The 19,807-nt window shown below is 37.7% G+C and carries 18 protein-coding genes; 17 read left to right on the top strand and 1 reads right to left on the bottom strand.

Features of this window, described 5'->3' with window-relative positions; all coding sequences use genetic code 11:
• The first annotated feature begins 88 nt into the window (after window positions 1-88).
• The 5 genes from miaB (at window position 89) to CHI06_RS14720 (ending at window position 4,052) form a co-directional block, all read left to right on the top strand.
• Window positions 89-1,633: a tRNA (N6-isopentenyl adenosine(37)-C2)-methylthiotransferase MiaB gene (gene miaB / locus CHI06_RS14740; protein ID WP_095249328.1), complete on the top strand. Its 1,545-nt coding sequence runs from the start codon at window positions 89-91 to the stop codon at window positions 1,631-1,633.
• A gap of 1 nt (window position 1,634) precedes the next feature.
• Window positions 1,635-2,087: a RicAFT regulatory complex protein RicA family protein gene (locus tag CHI06_RS14735; RefSeq protein ID WP_095249326.1), complete on the top strand. Its 453-nt coding sequence runs from the start codon at window positions 1,635-1,637 to the stop codon at window positions 2,085-2,087.
• A gap of 225 nt (window positions 2,088-2,312) precedes the next feature.
• Complete coding sequence (locus CHI06_RS14730; RefSeq protein ID WP_095249324.1) at window positions 2,313-2,858, top strand: outer spore coat protein CotE; 546 nt, start codon at window positions 2,313-2,315, stop codon at window positions 2,856-2,858.
• Window positions 2,859-2,981: 123 nt separating this feature from the next.
• Window positions 2,982-3,182 (top strand): hypothetical protein, encoded by a 201-nt coding sequence (locus tag CHI06_RS14725; RefSeq protein WP_095249322.1) that lies wholly within the window; start codon window positions 2,982-2,984, stop codon window positions 3,180-3,182.
• A 219-nt stretch (window positions 3,183-3,401) separates the two neighbouring features.
• Window positions 3,402-4,052, top strand: coding sequence for a serine/threonine protein kinase (locus tag CHI06_RS14720; RefSeq protein ID WP_095249320.1), 651 nt, complete (start codon window positions 3,402-3,404; stop codon window positions 4,050-4,052).
• Window positions 4,053-4,072: 20 nt separating this feature from the next.
• Here CHI06_RS14720 and serC read toward each other — a convergent pair whose 3' ends face one another.
• The gene (gene serC / locus CHI06_RS14715) at window positions 4,073-5,170 is read right to left on the bottom strand and encodes a 3-phosphoserine/phosphohydroxythreonine transaminase (RefSeq protein WP_095249318.1); all 1,098 of its coding nucleotides are present in this window, start codon (window positions 5,168-5,170) and stop codon (window positions 4,073-4,075) included.
• Window positions 5,171-5,791: 621 nt separating this feature from the next.
• On the opposite strand from serC, the gene CHI06_RS14710 reads away from it, so the two are divergent.
• The 12 genes from CHI06_RS14710 (at window position 5,792) to tcuA (ending at window position 19,752) form a co-directional block, all read left to right on the top strand.
• Window positions 5,792-6,982 (top strand): MFS transporter, encoded by a 1,191-nt coding sequence (locus CHI06_RS14710; protein WP_095249316.1) that lies wholly within the window; start codon window positions 5,792-5,794, stop codon window positions 6,980-6,982.
• Window positions 6,983-7,283: 301 nt separating this feature from the next.
• Window positions 7,284-8,132: an alpha/beta fold hydrolase gene (locus tag CHI06_RS14705; protein WP_095249314.1), complete on the top strand. Its 849-nt coding sequence runs from the start codon at window positions 7,284-7,286 to the stop codon at window positions 8,130-8,132.
• A gap of 105 nt (window positions 8,133-8,237) precedes the next feature.
• The gene (locus CHI06_RS14700) at window positions 8,238-8,891 is read left to right on the top strand and encodes a GntR family transcriptional regulator (RefSeq protein WP_095249313.1); all 654 of its coding nucleotides are present in this window, start codon (window positions 8,238-8,240) and stop codon (window positions 8,889-8,891) included.
• 46 nt (window positions 8,892-8,937) lie between these two features.
• On the top strand, window positions 8,938-10,131 hold the full coding sequence (locus CHI06_RS14695; RefSeq protein ID WP_095249311.1) for an acyl-CoA dehydrogenase family protein: 1,194 nt from the start codon (window positions 8,938-8,940) through the stop codon (window positions 10,129-10,131).
• Window positions 10,132-10,196: 65 nt separating this feature from the next.
• Window positions 10,197-11,150 (top strand): VOC family protein, encoded by a 954-nt coding sequence (locus CHI06_RS14690; RefSeq protein ID WP_095249309.1) that lies wholly within the window; start codon window positions 10,197-10,199, stop codon window positions 11,148-11,150.
• Between the two features lie 40 nt (window positions 11,151-11,190).
• Complete coding sequence (locus CHI06_RS14685) at window positions 11,191-11,670, top strand: flavin reductase family protein (protein ID WP_095249307.1); 480 nt, start codon at window positions 11,191-11,193, stop codon at window positions 11,668-11,670.
• A gap of 32 nt (window positions 11,671-11,702) precedes the next feature.
• Window positions 11,703-12,479 carry a 2-keto-4-pentenoate hydratase gene (locus CHI06_RS14680; protein ID WP_095249305.1) on the top strand — a complete coding sequence of 259 codons (777 nt, stop codon included), beginning with the start codon at window positions 11,703-11,705 and terminating at the stop codon, window positions 12,477-12,479.
• 125 nt (window positions 12,480-12,604) lie between these two features.
• Window positions 12,605-14,461, top strand: coding sequence for a V4R domain-containing protein (locus CHI06_RS14675; protein WP_095249303.1), 1,857 nt, complete (start codon window positions 12,605-12,607; stop codon window positions 14,459-14,461).
• 197 nt (window positions 14,462-14,658) lie between these two features.
• The gene (locus CHI06_RS14670) at window positions 14,659-15,981 is read left to right on the top strand and encodes an MFS transporter (RefSeq protein ID WP_095249301.1); all 1,323 of its coding nucleotides are present in this window, start codon (window positions 14,659-14,661) and stop codon (window positions 15,979-15,981) included.
• A gap of 301 nt (window positions 15,982-16,282) precedes the next feature.
• The gene (locus CHI06_RS14665; protein ID WP_257009309.1) at window positions 16,283-17,122 is read left to right on the top strand and encodes an alpha/beta fold hydrolase; all 840 of its coding nucleotides are present in this window, start codon (window positions 16,283-16,285) and stop codon (window positions 17,120-17,122) included.
• 22 nt (window positions 17,123-17,144) lie between these two features.
• The gene (locus CHI06_RS14660) at window positions 17,145-18,098 is read left to right on the top strand and encodes a VOC family protein (RefSeq protein WP_095249298.1); all 954 of its coding nucleotides are present in this window, start codon (window positions 17,145-17,147) and stop codon (window positions 18,096-18,098) included.
• A gap of 154 nt (window positions 18,099-18,252) precedes the next feature.
• Window positions 18,253-19,752, top strand: a complete 1,500-nt coding sequence (gene tcuA, locus CHI06_RS14655; RefSeq protein ID WP_095249296.1) for an FAD-dependent tricarballylate dehydrogenase TcuA — start codon at window positions 18,253-18,255, stop codon at window positions 19,750-19,752.
• The last annotated feature ends 55 nt before the right edge of the window (window positions 19,753-19,807 follow it).

The following is a 19,807-nucleotide window of genomic DNA, read 5'->3' as shown; positions in this document are numbered from 1 at the left end:
TTAGGTAGGATTCTTATACACTAGTACAGGGAAAATTTTACTTTTCATAGACTAATTTTTAAATTGACTGAAAGGAGATTTATTATTTATGAATGAAAAACAACGTATAGATGCTCAACAAATCGAAGCTGCTAATTCTTCGGACAAAAAATCCGCCAAGGATTACAGTAAGTACTTTGAGCAGGTAATTACAGCACCTTCATTAAAAGACGCTAAAAAGCGTGGCAAAGAAGAAGTAAAGTATCATAACGATTTCTCTATTCCAGAAGAATTTCGTGGTATGGGAGAAGGCCGTAAGTTTTATATCCGTACCTATGGCTGCCAAATGAATGAACATGATACCGAAGTAATGGCAGGAATCTTTTTGGCTCTAGGGTATGAACCTACAGATTCAACTGAGGATGCCAATGTGATTCTTTTAAATACATGTGCAATTCGTGAAAATGCAGAAAACAAAGTGTTCGGTGAACTAGGGCATTTAAAGCATTTGAAGTTGGAAAAGCCAGATTTACTTATAGGTGTATGTGGATGTATGTCTCAAGAAGAATCTGTGGTTAATAAGATTCTAAAAACCTATAATCAAGTTGATATGATTTTCGGTACCCATAATATCCACCGCTTGCCAAACATATTACATGAAGCTTATATGTCAAAAGAAATGGTTGTTGAAGTATGGTCTAAAGAAGGGGACGTTATTGAAAACCTTCCAAAGGTAAGACGCGGAAATATAAAGGCATGGGTTAACATTATGTACGGCTGCGACAAATTTTGTACCTATTGTATTGTTCCATTTACACGCGGTAAAGAGCGAAGCCGTCGTCCTGAAGAGATTATCCAAGAAGTCCGTCATTTAGCTGCACAAGGCTATCAGGAAGTTACACTCTTGGGCCAAAATGTAAATGCGTATGGGAAAGATTTAGAGGGTGTGACCTATGGTCTAGGTGAACTTATGGATGAATTACGGAAGATAGATATTCCGCGTATTCGTTTTATGACAAGTCATCCACGTGATTTTGATGACCATTTGATTGAAGTTCTTGCAAAAGGCGGCAATTTAATGGATCATATCCACCTTCCTGTTCAATCCGGGTCTACTGATGTATTAAAGATTATGGCTCGTAAATATACGAGAGAACAATATCTAGAACTGGTACGCAAGATTAAAGCAGCGATTCCAAACGTTGCATTAACTACTGATATTATTGTTGGTTATCCAAATGAAACGGATGAACAATTTGAAGAAACAATGTCTTTATATCGTGAAGTGGGCTACGAACTAGCGTATACGTTCATATATTCACCTCGTGAGGGTACCCCTGCTGCAAAAATGCAGGATAATGTTCCAATGGAGGTAAAGAAGGAACGTTTACAGCGTTTAAATGCTTTAGTTAACGAGATGTCTGCTGAGGCAATGAAGAAATATAAAGGCCAAATTGTCGAAGTTCTTGTCGAAGGGGAAAGCAAGAATAATCCTGAAGTACTTGCAGGATACACGTCTAAAAGCAAGCTTGTTAATTTTGCTGCACCTAAATCAGCGATTGGTAAAATCGTAAAGGTGAGAATTACCGATGCAAAAACATGGTCATTAAACGGAGAAATGGTGGAAGAATTAGAACCAGTAGAGGTGAAGTAAAGTGGCTAAATATACAAAAGACGATATCATCGCTCGTGCCCAAGAATTAGCACGTATGATTGCGGAAACAGAAGAAGTTGATTTCTTTAAACGAGCAGAAGCACAGATTCACGTAAACGCAAAAGTTAGTACGCTAATTTCTGATATTAAGGGTTTGCAAAAGCAAGCAGTTAATCTACAGCATTACGATAAGCCAGAAGCATTGAAAAAGGTGGAAGACAAAATTGCTTCCATTGAACAGGAACTAGACAATATTCCGGTTGTGCAAGAGTTTAAGCAATCTCAAATTGAAGTAAATGAATTGCTTCAGTTAATTGCCACAACGATCTCAAATAAAGTAACAGATGTTGTTATTGAATCAACCGGTGGAGATGTATTAAAAGGTGAAACAGGTGCAAGTGTAAGTAATGGCGGGTCTTGTGGAAATCATGACGACCATGACCACAATCATTAAATAAATCATAACCAGGCTTTGTTAAAGCCTGGTTTTTTTATGCATTTATCTCACAGAAGAAAATCCTCCTGACTTAAATACATGCCTAATTGTAACCTACATAAAACTCCCGCATAAAATGTACTATGACTAAACTTTTAACCAGTATTCTCAGAAATATATCGCACACTAGTCTAAAAAATTGCATAGGATGAAATGAAAATGAATGAGGAGGTTTCGCGCGAAATGGGAGAATACAGAGAGATAATTGTTAAGGCCGTAGTAGCGAAAGGGCGTAAATTCACCAATTCCAATCATACGATTAGCCCGGCACATAGTCCAACCAGCATACTTGGCTGTTGGATTATCAACCATAAATACAACGCGAAAAAAGTCGGCAAAACTGTAGAGATACACGGCTCTTATGACATCAATGTATGGTACTCATACAATGACAATACCAGAACTGAAGTTGTTACTGAATGTGTTAAATATACAGATGTCATTAAGTTGAAATACCGTGACCATGATTGCTTGGATGACAATGAGATTTGTGCTCGTGTTTTGCAACAGCCTAATTGTTGTGAAGCAGTCATCTCCCCAAATGGCAATCGAATCATTGTTCATGTTGAAAAGGAATTCCTAGTGGAAGTAATTGGTGAAACAAAAGTATGTGTTGCCATTAATCCAAAGGGCTGCCAAGATGATGACGATGATTGGGGAATGGATGTTGATGACGAGGAATTTGAGGAATTAAACCCAGATTTCTTACTTGGAGTCGAAGAAGAATAAACATACTAGGAAGTTTCTACTTCCTAGTTTTTTCTTTTGTATCATTATATAATAGTTTTAAAGAAAAAAATGTATGATAAAAAAGAAAAATCAGCATGCTATTTTTTAGGAGGTGTCAATGAGATGGACCCTAGACAACCTGGAAATAACAAACTGCCTGATTTCGACCAATTGAACGACAGAATTATTGCTGAGCAGCCCTCGGTACCACATTTGATCATTAAGACCAATCTTGACCCACAGGATTCTACCGAAAACAATCCATATTATCAGGGGAAGGATACAAGTAACCCCAAAGCATTTAAAGACTATTTTGAAGAATAATGAAAGCCAGGATTCACTTTCCTGGTTTTATTTTTTTGCTTTTTGAGTATTTTGTACTAATTTTAATCTCTTTCGTTTCAAATAAATTGGAAAATCATGTACCACCTCGTGAGTATAGAAATATTTTCTTTAAAATAAGAATATTTTATTTATTCAAAGTGTATATCGGATATATACTAACATAAAGAATTAATAATCCGCTTTTTTCTGAGGTGTGCAATGAATATAGAGAAATATATAAAATTAATTGGAAATGAATTACTGCCCAATATCCAGCTGACAATGGAAGGTCCATTTGAACCAATTATTGTTAAAAATGTCTCGAATACTTGGAAAACAATCGGCAGCGGTAATTATGCAGGTGTCTTTTTGCATCAATCAAATCCTAAATGGGTTGTTAAGGTGTATGGAAGAAAACCTGAGGATTTAAAAAAGGAAGTTAATGTATACAAAAAGTTAGGTAAGCATGAATCTTTTTCCTCACTAATTGACTATGGAGATAATTATTTGATTTTAAAAAGGATAGATGGAATGAATTTGTTCGATGCGGTTGTTAAAGGCATCCGCATCCCTGAATCTGTTATCCGGGATGTAGATGAGGGGATAGCATATGCGCGTTCAGTGGGTTTAAATCCATTTGATGTCCATGGAAAAAATGTCGTTATGAGTAATGGAAGGGGATATATTGTGGATGTTTCGGATTTTTATAAGCATGGTAAATGCCGTAAGTGGGATGACTTGAAAAAAGCGTATTATAAAATTTATTTGCCGCTTATTTATAAATATCATCCACCTATTCCATTTTTTATTGTCAACAGTGTTCGAAGAGGATATCGATTATACCGAAAAATAAAAAAGGGAAATAAGTAAACCTATTTCCCTCATTTTGTTTATTGATTATTATTTTGAAATTGTACCATGAATTCACTAAAAGCTTTACATGTTGCATATGGGACAGAGTTATAGGTGGATGCACGGCAGCCTCCGACAGAGCGATGTCCATTAACACCGACGAATCCTTCGCTCTTAGCCTCACTTAAGAATTTCTTCTCCAGTACTTCATCGTTTACTCGGAAGGTAATATTCATTAGTGATCGGCTTTCAGGTTCAGCGTGACCAATATAAAAACCATTGCTTTGGTCGATTGCATCATATATAAGTTTCGCTTTATCCTCGTTACGTTCAGTAATGGCAGAAATTCCGCCTAATTCTTTTATACAGCACAAAACTTCACCAAGCATATAGATTCCGAATGTCGGAGGTGTGTTATATAAAGAGTTGTTTTTTGAGTGGGTACTATACTTTAACATTGTAGGAATGTTAGGATTAGCTTTTTCAATCAAATCCTTGCGAATGATTGCCACTGTAACGCCGGAAGGACCAAGATTTTTTTGAGCACCGGCATAAATTAAACCAAACTTGCTGACATCAAAAGGCTTAGATAAGATATCACTGGACATATCAGCAATCAGTGGAACATCACCTGTATCTGGGAAGTCACGCCACTGAGTACCATAGATAGTATTATTAGATGTTAGATGTATATAGGCATCCGTTGAATTGTACTTCAATTCTTCAAAAGAAGGGATTCGGCGATATTGGCTTTCCTTTGTGCTGGCAACATGATAAGGATTCCCAAATAACCTTGCCTCTGAAAAGGCTTTTTCAGACCAAGAACCTGTCATTATATAGCCTGCTTTATCCCCAGGCTTCAAGAAGTTCATGGGAACCATTGAAAACTGGAGACTTCCTCCACCCTGCAGAAAAAGTACCTCATAATCTTCCGGAATAGATAACAATTCTTTTAGAAGGGCAATGGCATTATTATGTACCTCTTCATAGGCTGCGCTTCGGTGGCTTAGCTCCATGATTGACATACCGGTGCCACGAAAATCAATAAGTTCCTGCTTGGCTTTTTCAAGCACCTCAAGTGGAAGGGCGGATGGTCCTGCATTAAAATTATAGGCACGCTGTATTAGTGAATTCATTTTCTCACTCCCCATTTTCATTTATTAGAATATAACATATTTTCTAACATTTTAAATGCAAAAGACTCAAAATAATTCATTGATATATCAATATTTTTAGTGAATGCGGTTACATTTCTTACGAATAACAAGTATTTATTTTTAATATTCTGATATTATATAAATATAGATTATTATTGTCTGAAAGGAGAGGGAAACTTGGATTTCCCATTCTCTCGGAATGCTAATTGTAATGTAAGGTAATAGAAGTAATATTTCAGATAAATAGCTTCAGGTGCATTTAATGAGGCTATTCTATATTTATTTGGGTATAAACAAATTAGATAAAAAACGCTGAATTTTCAGCGTTTTTTTCATTTGCTATTGGATAATCTAATAGTAATTATTCAGAAAATAAAAAACATTATGAATATATTGACAAGTATTTATACCGATTGTAGAATTACAGTTAGTAAAAGAAAGCGCTTTTTTTACGCTTTTCACCGGTAAAACGTAAAAAAATAAAATATTAAAATTTTAGTGTAACTAAAACTGAAATTTTAGCTGTTGTTTCTTGCAGGCCACAAGGGCAGCAGAGTTTATCATTTTTAGAAAATGAAAACAAATATAGGGAGGATCCAAATGGCAAAGAATATCAGTAAAAATATGCTAAAGTTTTTAGTCGTCATTCTAGCGTTCCAAGATGTAGCTGCTGGTGTAGCAGGATCCATTATGGCTGACATCATTAAGGCATTTCCTGAATATGATCCAACAATTGTCATGTTGGTTGCTACTTTTCCAGGTCTCATACAAATCGTTCCTGCACTTTTTTATGGAAAACTTACAAAGGTGTTTAAAAAGAAAACATTGTTATTTATCGGTTTGACCTTATTTATTATTGGTGGGATACTCCCAACCTTCATAGATAACCTGCCATTAATTATTGCGATGAGAGGACTATTAGGGCTAGGTGTAGGGATAACGATGCCGTTATCAATAGATGTGATTACAGATTTCTTTGACGGCAGAGAAAGAGATTTCTTAATTGGTTTTGGAACTTCCACGGTTGCTTGTATTGGGGCAATATTCTTCCAGTTAGGCGGCGGGATTTTAGCTGATTCCTTTGGCTGGCAATATGGTTTCCTAACATACCTTTTCCCAATTTGGATTTTAGCTATTACCATGTTGTATCTTCCTGAACCTGAGAAGAAACAATTTTCAGAAACGACTAGCTCAAAGGCTAAAGTCAAGCTTCCGAAAGCAATTTATTGGGTATGTTTAGGACAGGTATTTTATTCTGGTTTGATTTTTGGTTATGTAACAAATATTTCTGTTGTTATTCAGGGGGACCAACTAGGTAATGCAACAGAAGCAGGTATGGCAATCTCCGTATTCACTTTTGGTACGCTGATAGCTGGGTTTATTTTCGGAAAAATAAAACATGCACTGCCAACCTTCTATCTGCCTGCAGGCGTTTTAGTAACAGGGATTGGAATGGCGGTCTGTTATTTCTCACCAACCTTAACAATGATTTTTGTTGGTAGTATTATTGGTGGGTTTGCAATGGGAATTGGACTTCCAGGGGTATTCACTAAAGTTTCAGAACTTACTCCTCCTGGTGCCCCACCAGCAGTAGGGTTAGTTGTTGTAGGCCAGGGTTTAGGCGGTATTTTAGGGCCATTTGGATTCCAAATGGTACAGAACATATTTAATCAGGATATTGGCAGATTCCCATTAGCTGTAAGTGCAATCGGATTAATTATCTTGGCTTTGATATGGGCGATAGCGGTTAGGAAACCGAACAAGGATTTAGAGGCTACTTTAAATCATTAACATTATAGGGATGAGAGGATGTTACAAAGATTTTTTTGTACATCCTTTTTTATATTTAATAGGTTTTGTTGGTTTTGGGATAGATTCCTTTAGTCTTGTCTACTTTTTTGATTTTGAATTAATAAAATATTTAGAATTAATTGACAAGGAATAAAAGTGGAGGTAAAATTATAGTTAGTTAATGAAAGCGCTTTTGATATGGAGTTTACACTACAATCATGGTATAAAACACGTAACTGAAATTTTAGTAAAGGGAAGCACTACTGCCTTAAAGTATTTTAAGAAAGTGAGGTTATGAAGTATGTCGGATGTTAATACTAGAAAAATTCCAACCGGAAACTATCAAACTTTTATTAATGAGGGTGGAGATAAGAAGTCATCTGAGACCATTATTTTTCTTCACGGCAGTGGCCCAGGGGTAAGTGCCAAGTCAAATTGGAAGGAAATATTACCTCATTTTAAAGGGGAATTCCATGTAGTGGCACCTGATATCTATGGATTTGGAAATACCGATCATCCTGAGAATTACCCAAAAAATGGGGCAGAGTGGATGAATATCAGGGTTAAGCAGGTAATTGAGCTAATGGATGCTTTAGAGATTGATAAAGCCCATTTAGTTGGAAACTCTCTTGGAGGTGTTATCGCTCTTCACCTTTTAATGTATGCTCCAGAACGGTTTGACCGTGTCGTTTTAATGGGAGCAGGCGGAGGATTATCAGAACCTACTCCTGAGTTGGCTAAATTAGCAAACTTCCACAAAGATCCGGATCCAGTTGCCTTTAAAAACTTATTGAGCTGGTTCTTATATGATAAAAGTATTCTTGAGGATAAACTTGAGAAAATTGTATCTGAGCGATTAGAGCTGTTTTTAAGACCGGATGTTCGCAAATCCTATGAGGAAAATTTCTCAAAGTCCCATTTGTCAGATATGCTGGTCCCACCTTCAGCACTTAAAGAAATGAATCATGAAATTTTACTTATACATGGACATCAAGATAGATTTGTACCGCTTCAAAGCAGTCTTTATGTAATGGATTATTTACCGAATGCACAGCTCCATATCTTTAAACGTTGTGGACATTGGGCGCAGGTTGAGCAAAAAGAGAGATTTCTTAAACTTACATTAGATTTTTTCAACGGTGAATTATAAGAATTAATATATTGATAGTATTTATCTATTTAAATATACCGTTGAATCCCTTACCTTATTATTAAGGGAACATAAACAAAAAGAGGATAAAGGGTGTATTGAAAAATGAAAATAGATCAGGCATATCGATATATTAAAATGCAAATTATTGATGGTACATGGGAACCTGAATCTGCTATTAATGTTAATGAAATTACTGCACATCTGAACATAAGCAGAACTCCCGTTCATAAGGCATTAGCGAAGCTTGAACAAGAGGGATTTCTTTCTATTATTCCTCAAGTAGGGGTTTATGTTAAAAGACCAGAGCAAAGTGACGTTTTAGAACGGTTATTGGTTTGTGCAAATCTGGATGCCTTAATGACAGAACGTGCTGCATTTAAGCTCAACGAAGAAGAACTTACATATATGAAAGAGACATTGGCGAAGATGGACAATCCAGGGATATCCGAGGATGAGTATTCTGCCCTCAATATTGAGTTTCACCGAACTATTTATGAAGCCTCAAAGTTAACGTATGCACTTAGTCTTGCCAAGCAGCTTTGGGATTACTTGAATTATGTTGGCAACCCAGTTGTTTTGTTTTCAAAAGATCGAAGAAAACAATCTCAAGCTGAACACTGGATGATCTACTATAGTTTGAAAGAGAAAGACTCTAAATTAGCAAAAAAGCTGATGGAAAAACATCTGCTTCGCGTCGCCGAAGCGGTAAGCGGAAAATACCAGAATGTAGATTCAACGCAGCATATGTTTAACTAAAAAGTGCAAGCGAGGCAATATCCACTATTTTGCGGGAGGTATTCATATGGAACAAAGTGTGTTGGAAACCAAAAATGTATTGGTAGAAAGAGCGAGGGCTCTTATTCCTAAACTTAGAGAGTATAGTGATGACATTGATAAGAATAGCAGAATCCCTGATGTTATTGTTGACGAATTGAAAAATCAGGGTCTTTTGAAAGTACTTAGACCATATATGTTTGGCGGCTATCAAACAAATATGAGAGCGTTCACGGAGGTCGTTACGGAAATATCCCGCGGGAATGGTTCAGCCGGTTGGTTCGTATGTCTAAGTAATATTCGAGATTATATGATTTCTTACACCTTTGGAGAAAAAGCACTGAATGAAATCTATAATTCTGGCAAAGATGTAGTCCTTGCAGGAAATTTTAAACCTATTAAACGTGATATCAAAAAAGTAGAGGGCGGCTATTACATTGAAGACGCTCAATGGCCATTTGTTTCCGGAAGCCCTCATGCTGACTGGTGCTACTTTGGATTCCCATTAGCAGATGAAAATGGCGGAATGGAAATGGCCATTATGGTTATTCCTCGTGAAGAACTTGAGATCCTTGATGACTGGCATGTTATGGGCCTAAAGGGTTCCGGCAGCAATAGCTGTAGAATTCAAAATGTATTTGTACCTGAACACAGGGTATCATTGGATCGTCTAGCGAGTAAAGGTCATTACTTAATTGATCCGCTTAAGGATGTTGCTTTATACAAATCTTCCTTTGTTCCATCACTTACTTTATCGATTGTAGGGCCGGCATTAGGGCTTGCACAGGCTGCGATGGATCTCTATATGGAGAGACTTCCGAAAGCTGGAATTGGAAACACCTTTTATCATAAACAAAATGAAGCACCAATCACACATCACCAGGTTGCCCAAGCACAATTGAAAATTGATACTGCTGAAATGTTTTTATACCGTGCTGTGGATAAAATTGATAGCTATGCTGAACGCGGAGAAGTAATGGATACTGCTGAAATTGTAAAAGTGAAGGCAGATTTCGGCTATGTAAATCAATTATGCAAGGAAGCGATTGATCTTCTAGTTGCTGGAGCCGGTTCCATGTTTACCTACCATAATAATCCTTTACAATTAGTCTACCGTGACTTTTTCGCCATGCACTTACATGGTTTCATTACACCATCAAGTTTAATCGAAACATATGGAAGAGTCCTTTGTGGCCAAGAACCGAATACCTATTTTGTCTAATCTAAAATGAAAAGGCTTTCCGTACTCTGAAGATTCAAATAAAAAACAATTAGGAGGAAAATAACATGAGTTTACCAGAAATCGCAAAGTTAGGACACGTAGCTTTAGTTTCGTCAGACCTTGAAAAATCACTTTGGTTCTTTAAGGAATTGATTGGATTAGAAGAAACAGAAGAAGTGAATGGCACACATTATTTACGTGCATGGGGTGACTTCGAACATCACACATTATCCATAACAGCGGGCGAAAAGTCGTATGTTGATCATATCGCATGGAGAACAAAACGTCCCGAAGATGTGGAGCAATTTGCTCATTTACTTCAAGAAGCAGGCACAGAAGTAAGCTGGGTGGAGGCTGGAGTGGAAGCAGGGCAAGGTAGAGCGATTCGCTTTAAATTGCCAAGTGAGCACCGGTTTGAAATTTACTATGACATGGAAAAAACCTTAGCTGAGCCATCCAAACGTTCAGTATTAAAAAATCAAACGTATAGATCATGGGAGCGAGGCGTATCACCTCGAAGAATTGACCATGTCAATATCCTATCTTCATTAAAAGCTAATGTTATTTCAGATTATTTAATGGAAAAGTTAGGCTTTAAAATGAGAGAATGCGTTCAAGCTCCGGATGAGTCGTTAATTGGTGCATGGCTAAGCGTAACACCACTGGTACATGATATTGCGGTAAGTCATGATCCATTCTCACCTTCAACACATCAAATTCACCATCTGTCTTACTGGCTGGACAATGCCCAAGACCTTCTTCGTGCAGCAGATATCTTAACAGAACATGGTCTAAAGTTTAAAGGTCCAGGTAAGCATGGTATATCTCAAGCAATGTATATCTATGTTGTGGACCCAGGAAGTGGAGTTCGGTTGGAATTGTTCACCAATGGCTATTTGATTTTTGAACCAGACTGGGAGCCGATTGTGTGGACTTTAGATGAGATGGATGTAGGCTTTACCTTCTGGGGCGATCAAACAGACACGGTGCCAGAAAACAATCCGACTATTGAAGCTTAAGAATATAGTAGATTAATTTTATAGAAGAGAGGTTAGTAAAATGGATGATCGTCAATTTCGAACCGCGATGGGAAAATTTGCAACAGGAGTAACTGTCATTGCTACAGATTTGGAAGGAGATGTGCATGGGATGACAGCGAATGCTTTCATGTCCGTGTCACTTGATCCGAAACTGGTTGTAATCTCTATTGGAGAAAAAGCAAGGATACTTGAGAAAATTAAACAAAGCAAAACCTTTTCAGTCAATATTTTAGCTGCTGACCAACAGGAACTTTCGATGATTTTTGCAGGCCAGTTGAAGGAACACCGCGAAGTGGAGTTTGACCGTCTTGATGGAAAGCCTGTCATAAAGGGAGCAGTTGCACAAATTGCCTGTGAGGTATCTGCAGAACATCTTGAAGGCGATCACACGCTATTCATTGGAAGAGTGACAGATATCCATTTAGAAGATGCTGAACCGCTTGTATTTTACAGTGGAAAGTACCGAGCTTTAGTAGAAGAAAAAGCAGTTACGGTATAATTAACACTTTAATTGAAAAGGGGACAGCTGTAATGGATATTCAAAAAGCAGCAACTGCTTTAATGGAAGCGGAAAATGAGAAAAAACCGATTGCCCCATTCACTTCATCAACAGAAGAAATTTCTGTTGATGATGCTTATAAAATCCAGCTTTACCAAATTCGCCGAAAGGTAGAAAACGGTGCTGCAATAGTTGGGAAAAAGATTGGGCTAACAAGTAAAGCAATGCAGGAAATGCTTAATGTTAACGAACCAGATTATGGGCATCTCCTAAATGACATGATGTATGGAGATGGTGACACGATTAGTCTTAATAAATTTATTCAGCCGAGGATTGAATTTGAGATTGCGTTTGTTCTGAAAAGGGATTTAACAGGTCCGGGTGTGACGATGAACGATGTGATTGACGCTACGGACCATGTTGTACCTGCCCTTGAAATTATTGACAGCCGAATAAAAGATTGGCAAATCAAATTTGAGGATACAGTTGCAGACAATGGTTCATCCGCTGGTGCAATTATTGGAAGTACAAACGCTAAACTAGATGATTTAGATTTGGCAAAGGTTGCTATGACAGTATCTAGAAATGGTGAATTTTTGGACTCAGCATTTGGATCAGCAGTGATGGGACACCCGGCCGAAGCCGTTGCCTGGTTAGCCAATGCACTCGGAAGCTACGGAATTTCTCTTTATGCTGGTGAAGTAATTCTTTCAGGAGCGCTTTCAAAAGCAATACCAATTGAAGATGGCGATACCTTCACAGCTGAATTTGAACAAATAGGGGCTGTAACTGCTACCTTCAAGAAATAATAACACGCTATATAAGATTAAGACTCCTTGTATGTAAAATGTAAGGAGTCTTTATTTTAAACTTTAGCCATTATTTGGAATCAATCCTGTTTAATACTTAATCCAAAGAGGGAGAAGGCGAGTTTATGAAGGGGAACCTTGACAATCTACTGGAACCAAACTACATAGAAGATGGAAATAAAAAAATTCTAACCACAGCTGGAGCCTTTGGACTATTACGTAAGGGAATAATAGAGAACTTAGGGTCAAAGAGAGCCAAGGGGTTTTTGCTTCGTTATGGTTGGAACTTGGGTGTCAGTGATGCTGAAGAAGCAATGGTAACGAGTACCTCTATAGAATATCTTATTAATCAAGCCTCGGTTCTCCATTTAAGTTCAGGACATATTGGAGATGTCCAGTCTGAAAGATTTATTGAATTAGTTGATTCAGAAAATATAAAAACAATCAGAGCAAAAGGAAAGTGGATCCATTCATTTGAAGCATATGAGCATCTTAAACATCACGGAAAATCGGATACGCCTGTCTGCCATACTTTAACAGGGTATGCAAGTGGCTATATGTCTACAATTTGTAAAAAGAGTGCGATTGTAAAGGAAATTAGTTGTATAGCCAAAGGGGACTCTGAATGCTGTTTCGAAATGAAGCTCCAGGAAGATTGGGGAATAGAGATTCAGGAAGAGCTAAAATACTATAATGAAAGTAATATAATTGAAGAATTAGAGTATACGTACGAGCAATTGTTAGAGCAACGCAATTATATCGATAAGGTGTCTAAATTTCATAAGAAATTAACGGAAAGTATTTCTAATGGAAGCAATTTGCAGGATATTGCCGATTCTGCATTTGGGCTATTAAAAATACCCATATCAATCGAGGATTTAAGTTTTCAAAAAATTGTTTACTCAGGAATGGAAGAGGACGAGTATAGCAGTTTAAGTAAAGAACTGAAAGAGAGTTTAATACGAAAAAGTAGAAAAAATAACAAAATACTGCCTCTATTTAAAGAGACAACAAGATTAAAAACAGAAAACCAAGAACGACTTATAACTCCGATCATTGTACAAAAAAAAGTAATTGGGTATTGTACGTTTCTATATTTAAAAGATACAGAGAAAAGCTCTGAGAATAATATTATGTTTATTGAGCGGGTAGCAAATGCAGCTTCTTTATACCTTTTAAATGAAAAGACGAGCTTTGAAGCGCTTGAAAAAATGAAAGGATATTTTTTGGAACAAATTTTAAAGGGACAGTATTCTTCTAGAGAGGAAATCATCAATCGTGGCCGTTATATGGGGGTGGACCTTGAAACTCCATTTTATATTGCAGCCATTGACTATAAAGAGTATGGTAAAACTGCAAAAGATAGTAATGAGCACTATGATCAAATCTTAGAATCAATTGCTAAGTACCTTGACATTCAGGGATATAAAGCACTCATCGGTCAATATGAAGGTAAAATCATTATGCTGATACCTGAGTTGTCAAACATTTTACCAAATATGGAAAAAATCTTAAAACATATTGAAACAACTCATTCCTCTTACAAATTTAAAATTGGAGTTAGTGACAATTCTGAGGAAATTGAAAATATTTTGGAGTATTTGGATGAATCACTTATCAGCCTTAGAATGTCTACGGAGAAGAAAATTATTCATTTTAAAGATTTAGGGATTGTTGGTATCTTGATTAATTCGAAAAATGTTAGCGGGATTAAGAAAATTGCCAAACAAGAGTTAGGACCCCTTTATAAATTGGGTGAGAGCAAACAAAAGGAATTAATGAAAACACTTTATGTTTTTTTATCAAATGGTGGAAAACTTCAGCAAACGATGGATGATTTGTCTTTATCGATGAGTGGTCTTATGTATCGGATTAACAAGATAGAAAGTCTAATCAATAAAGATTTACGAGATTCATCACAAAGCTATCAGTTATTATTGATTTTAGATTCACTCTTAGCTTTAGGGGAGCTAGAGATATAAGAATAGAGAGTTAAGTTGGTAGAGCATCCATGTTTGATTGCTCTTTTTTTCAGAGGAAGTATCAAAAAACCAATATAAACTAGTTGAAAATAGTAGAAAATTCAATGAGTTTTACTCTAGTTTATATAGTTGTAATTTTCTAATATTTACAAATGTAAGGGTTTTCTTTTTGATACAAGAATCTGGGAGGGATCTATTTGAATCAAGTTACATCTATTAATACCGTTGAAAGAAGTACTGTAAAGAAAACAATGAGAAGAATACTGCCGTTTATTTTAATTCTCTATGTCGTTGCTTTCTTGGATCGCGTTAATTTGGGATATGCAGCTTTGGAGATGAATGCAGATTTAGCATTAACGGCTGAAGCGTTTGGCTTATTGTCTGGTTTATTCTTTATCAGTTATTTCATCTTTGAAGTCCCGAGCAACCTGATTTTACACAAAGTTGGTGCGCGGCTTTGGGTTGCCCGTATTATGATCACTTGGGGTATTGTAGTCGTATTAACTGGGTTTATCCAATCTGCGACCCACTTATATATTTTGCGCTTTTTATTGGGTGCTGCAGAAGCAGGGTTTGTCCCAGGGATTATTCTTTACTTAACGTATTGGTTTAGAGCCCGTGAAAGAGGTAAGGCAACTGCTCTCTTTTTTGTTGCCTTGCCATTAAGTGCATTAATCGGTGCGCCTCTTTCTACCTGGATCATGGATACTGTGACTTGGGGAGGATTAGCAGGCTGGCGGTGGATGTTTATTTTAGAGGGCATACCTGCAGTTCTATTAGGTATTGTGGTTTTGTTTTACTTGACTGACCGTCCTGTTAACGCCAAATGGTTAACAGAAAAGGAAAAAACATGGCTTGAAGATGAACTTGTTAAAGAAAGAAAACTAAGTGCAAAATTAAATAAATCATCACATCTTGGTATGTTAAAGGAATCGAAAGTTTGGAAATTAGCTTTATTTAATATTGCTGGTTTTGTTGCGGTGAATGCTCTCTCGTATTGGATGCCTACGATCATTAAATCACTTTCATCTTCTGAAACAACCAATATGCAAATTGGCTGGCTGGCTATGATTCCTTCAATTATCGCGATTCCATCCATACTTTTTACAGGGTGGAATGCAGATAGAACGGGCATGCATAAATTGCATTTAGGTGCATGTGTTTCAATTGCTATGATTGGGTTCATAGGATGTGCATTCGTTTCAAGCGTGCCGCTGATGGTATTAATGCTATCAATTACTTCAGCAGGACTTTATGGTATATCCGGAACTTTCTATGCCTATATCACCTTTTTCTTTTCTGAATCAACCGCACCAGCTGGGATTGCATTAGTGAGTACACTTTCTTCACTTGGCGGTTTCATGGGCCCAATGTTAATGGGTATATTCAATTTTAAACAGGCGATGTTTATCATTGCTGGATGCTTACTGGTCAGTCTGATTACTTTATTTACCTTAAGATTAGTAAAGAAAGAACAGAAAGACCTAGTCGATACAGGAGCGGTAGAGATCCCGAATTGATTTGAACGGCGTATTTAATCGAATCTCCATAATTATTTGAGCCCAATTTGGGCTTTTTTTATGGAAATTCCCCCCCATTAGCTGAAATTTTTAGTTAATCTGTCAACAATCCAACAAAAAACTACTAAAAAATGACTAATAATCAAATACTTTTTATTCTAGAAATAAACGATTAAATTTTCTAAAATTTCAGTATAGATAAACTTTTCTAAGTTTAAAAGTTTAATTTAAAAATGTAAGGGATTTCAAACAGGGGACTTTCTTAAAAAACTTTTATATGTGCAAGGAGGAGAATGGAAAATTGACAAACATTAATCAAAAATCAATTAAAACTACTAACTTTGAAACCTATTTAAATCGTACTGGTGAAGGCAATTCAGAAGTGATTTTATTTTTACATGGTTCCGGACCAGGTGTTACATCGTTTGCAAACTGGCGCTATGCCTTAAATGCATGCTCTGAGACATATGACTGTCTTGCACCAGATCTTTTAGGGTTTGGAAACAGCAGCCATCCTGAGACATTGCCAAAGAATAGGCAAGGATGGATGGATTTATGGGTAAATCAACTCATGGAGCTTCTAGATGAATTGGGTGTTCAAAAGGCCCATTTAGTGGGGAATTCGTTGGGATGTTCCATTGCACTTGAGCTTCTATTAGAACATCCGGAACGTTTTGACCGAGTGGTTTTGATGGGACCGGGAGGAACACCAAATACCAAATTAAGCCCAGAATTAGCTCGTGCGAAAGGTTTTTATGACAATCCATCACCAAAGAAATTGCGGCAAATTATGAGCTGGTTTGTATATGATGCGGAGGAAATGGCACCAATCATTGATGCGATTACTGATTATCGATATGAAACAGCCATGAAACCAGATGTCCGTATTTCCAATGATTCTATTTTCTCAACTGCTGCGGTGCCTGTTCCTGTAACAGCACTAAGAAGAATTGAGCATCCTGTCCTGCTCGTTCATGGTCGTGATGATATGGTTTGCTCGGTAGAGTCTAGCTATTACTTGCTCTCACATCTGCCGAATTCACAACTCCATGTATACGGTAAATGCGGTCACTGGACTCAAATCGAAAAGCAAGAAAGCTTTAATCAACTCATTCAAAATTATTTTGCAGATATCATTTAATGAAAAAAAGGAGGAATGTAGAATGTCTTTACCTGAAATTGCTAAGTTAGGGCATGTCGCACTCGTTACACCGGATCTTGAAAAATCACTTTGGTTTTTCCGTGATGTAATCGGTTTAGAAGTAACGGAGGAAGTAAACGGAACGTATTATTTACGTGCATGGGGTGATTTTGAACACCACTCACTATCATTAACAGCAGGGGATAGAGGATATGTTGATCATATTGGCTGGAGAACAAAACGACCAGAAGATGTAGAAGGTTTTGCTCAGCTGCTTGAAAAAGCCGGAACAGAAGTAAAATGGATTGAAGCAGGAGAAGAGACTGGTCAAGGTAGAGCGATTCGTTTTAAACTGCCAAGTCAGCATTCCTTTGAAATTTATTATGATGTAGAAAAACCGAAAGCAGATGAAAAAAGACGTTCAGTCTTGAAAAATCAAACATACAAGGCTTGGGCACGTGGCTGCTCACCTAGAAGATTTGACCATGTAAATATTGCTACTTCCATGGATGTACAAGAAATCCTTAATTACTTGGGCAATCAATTAGGTTTTAAGCTGCGTGAATATGTGAGGTATAACAATGAAACAACCTTAGCCGGCTGGATGAGTGTAACACCTCTCGTTCATGACATAGCTGTTATCACAAGACCACAGGCAAAAACGCCAAACCAGCTTCACCACATTTCCTATTGGCTGGATAACGCACAGGATGTCCTGCGGGCAGCTGATATATTAAGCGAAGAGGGCATTAAGTTCATCGGCCCTGGTAAACACGGGGTTTCTCAAGCTTTATACTTATATGTAATTGATCCAGGCAGTGGCTGCCGTGTTGAATTGTTTAGTAATTCCTATTTAATTTTAGAACCGGATTGGGAGCCTGTTGAGTGGACAGAAGAGGATCATTCCATTGCAAACACCTATTGGGGCGATTCCGTTATGGACAAGGAAATGAACAAACCAACAATTGAGGCTTAAATACAAAGGGCGCAAGTGCCCGTTTAGCGAAGTACACTAGTCGCTGGGCGCTGGGGCTGGATTTAGAAAGCTGACTCAAAAGTAATTGAGTCAGCTTTTTTAAAAGAGATTTTTAGGTGGAAGTGTCCACCTTAGGAAAGAGAGGCAGATTGTAGTGAGTGATAACAGAATTTATGAAACAGATATTGTTGTAGTTGGTGCGGGAAATGCTGCTATGTCCGCAGCGATATCCGCAAGGGAAAATGGCGCGAGTGTTTTGGTGCTTGAAAAATCACCAGAAGCTGAAAAAGGAGGAAACAGCACCTATACTCATGGTTCCATTCGGTTTGCTTATAATGGTGTCGAAGATTTAAAGGAGATTATGCCAGATTTTTCTCCAGAAGATATCGAGACATCAGATTTTGGAGTCTATTCCGAGGAAGAATTTTATGTAGATATGTGTCGTGTTACAAATTATCGGACCGACCCGGAATTGGCCTCGATTCTTACAGGGAAAAGTTTTGAAACGATGAAATGGCTCACCTCCCATAAGGTACGCTGGGTGCCTATATATGGTCGTCAAGCCTTTAAGGTTGACGGTAAATTTAAGTTCTGGGGCGGAATGATTGTTGAATCCGTAGGCGGTGGACCGGGATTAGTGGAAACCCTGCACAAAGAAGCATCTTCTTTAGGTGTGCAAACCCTATTCAATGCCATGGCGACTGAGCTAATCCATGATGACCAGGGTGTACATGGAGTGATTTTTAAGCACAATGGCAAAACAACAAAGGTACATGCTAAAGCAGTGATCTTGGCCTCTGGAGGCTTTCACGCAAATCCTGAAATGCGGACGCGATACTTAGGACCTAAATGGGATTTGGCTCATGCTAGAGGGAGCCGTTTTAACACCGGAGAAGGTATTCAAATGGCATTAAACATTGGCGCTCTTGCCAGCGGTAACTGGTCGGGCTGTCATTCGGTCGGAGGAGACAGGTATCTTCCGGATTTTACGGAAGGCTTTCAAAAACTTAGCTATCCTTTTGGAATCATGGTAAACGCAGAAGGAAAGCGCTTTGTGGATGAGGGAGCTGATTTCCGGAATTACACGTATGCAAAATATGGCAGGTTAATTCTTGAACAGCCAGGACAATTTGCCTGGCAGATTTTTGACCAAAAAACAGCTCGACTATTACGAGAAGAATACAAGGGCAGGCAAGTGACCAAAGTAAAAGCCGCTACACTAGAGGAATTAGCTGAAAAACTCGAGGGCGTTAATCCTGAAGGGTTCTTACAAACGGTCAAAGAGTACAATGCGTCGATTCGGAAAGATATTCCGTTTAATCCAAATATCAAAGACGGCAGACGTACAGAAGGATTACCGGTACGTAAATCAAATTGGGCAAACACATTGGAGGACGGCCCGTTTGAAGCCTATGCGGTTACCTGCGGCATTACCTTTACTTTTGGCGGATTAAAAATTAACCCAAAGACAGAAGTTCAAGATGTATTATCCAACTCTATTCCAGGACTATATGCTGCTGGAGAATTAGTAGGAGGTTTGTTTTATTTTAACTACCCAGGTGGTGCAGGACTGATGGCTGGATCTGTATTTGGGAAAATTGCAGGGGAAAAAGCAGCGAAATTTATCAAAACAAAGGAACTATTGAATTCATAAAAGATTCCTTACTTTTTCTGGTTTTTGGGCCACAACTACTGATTTATCACCAAAA

The sequence above is a fragment of the Bacillus sp. 7884-1 genome, assembly GCF_002272245.1.
Classification (GTDB): Bacteria; Bacillota; Bacilli; order Bacillales; family Cytobacillaceae; genus Neobacillus.
This window is presented reverse-complemented; position numbering and strand designations above follow the sequence as displayed.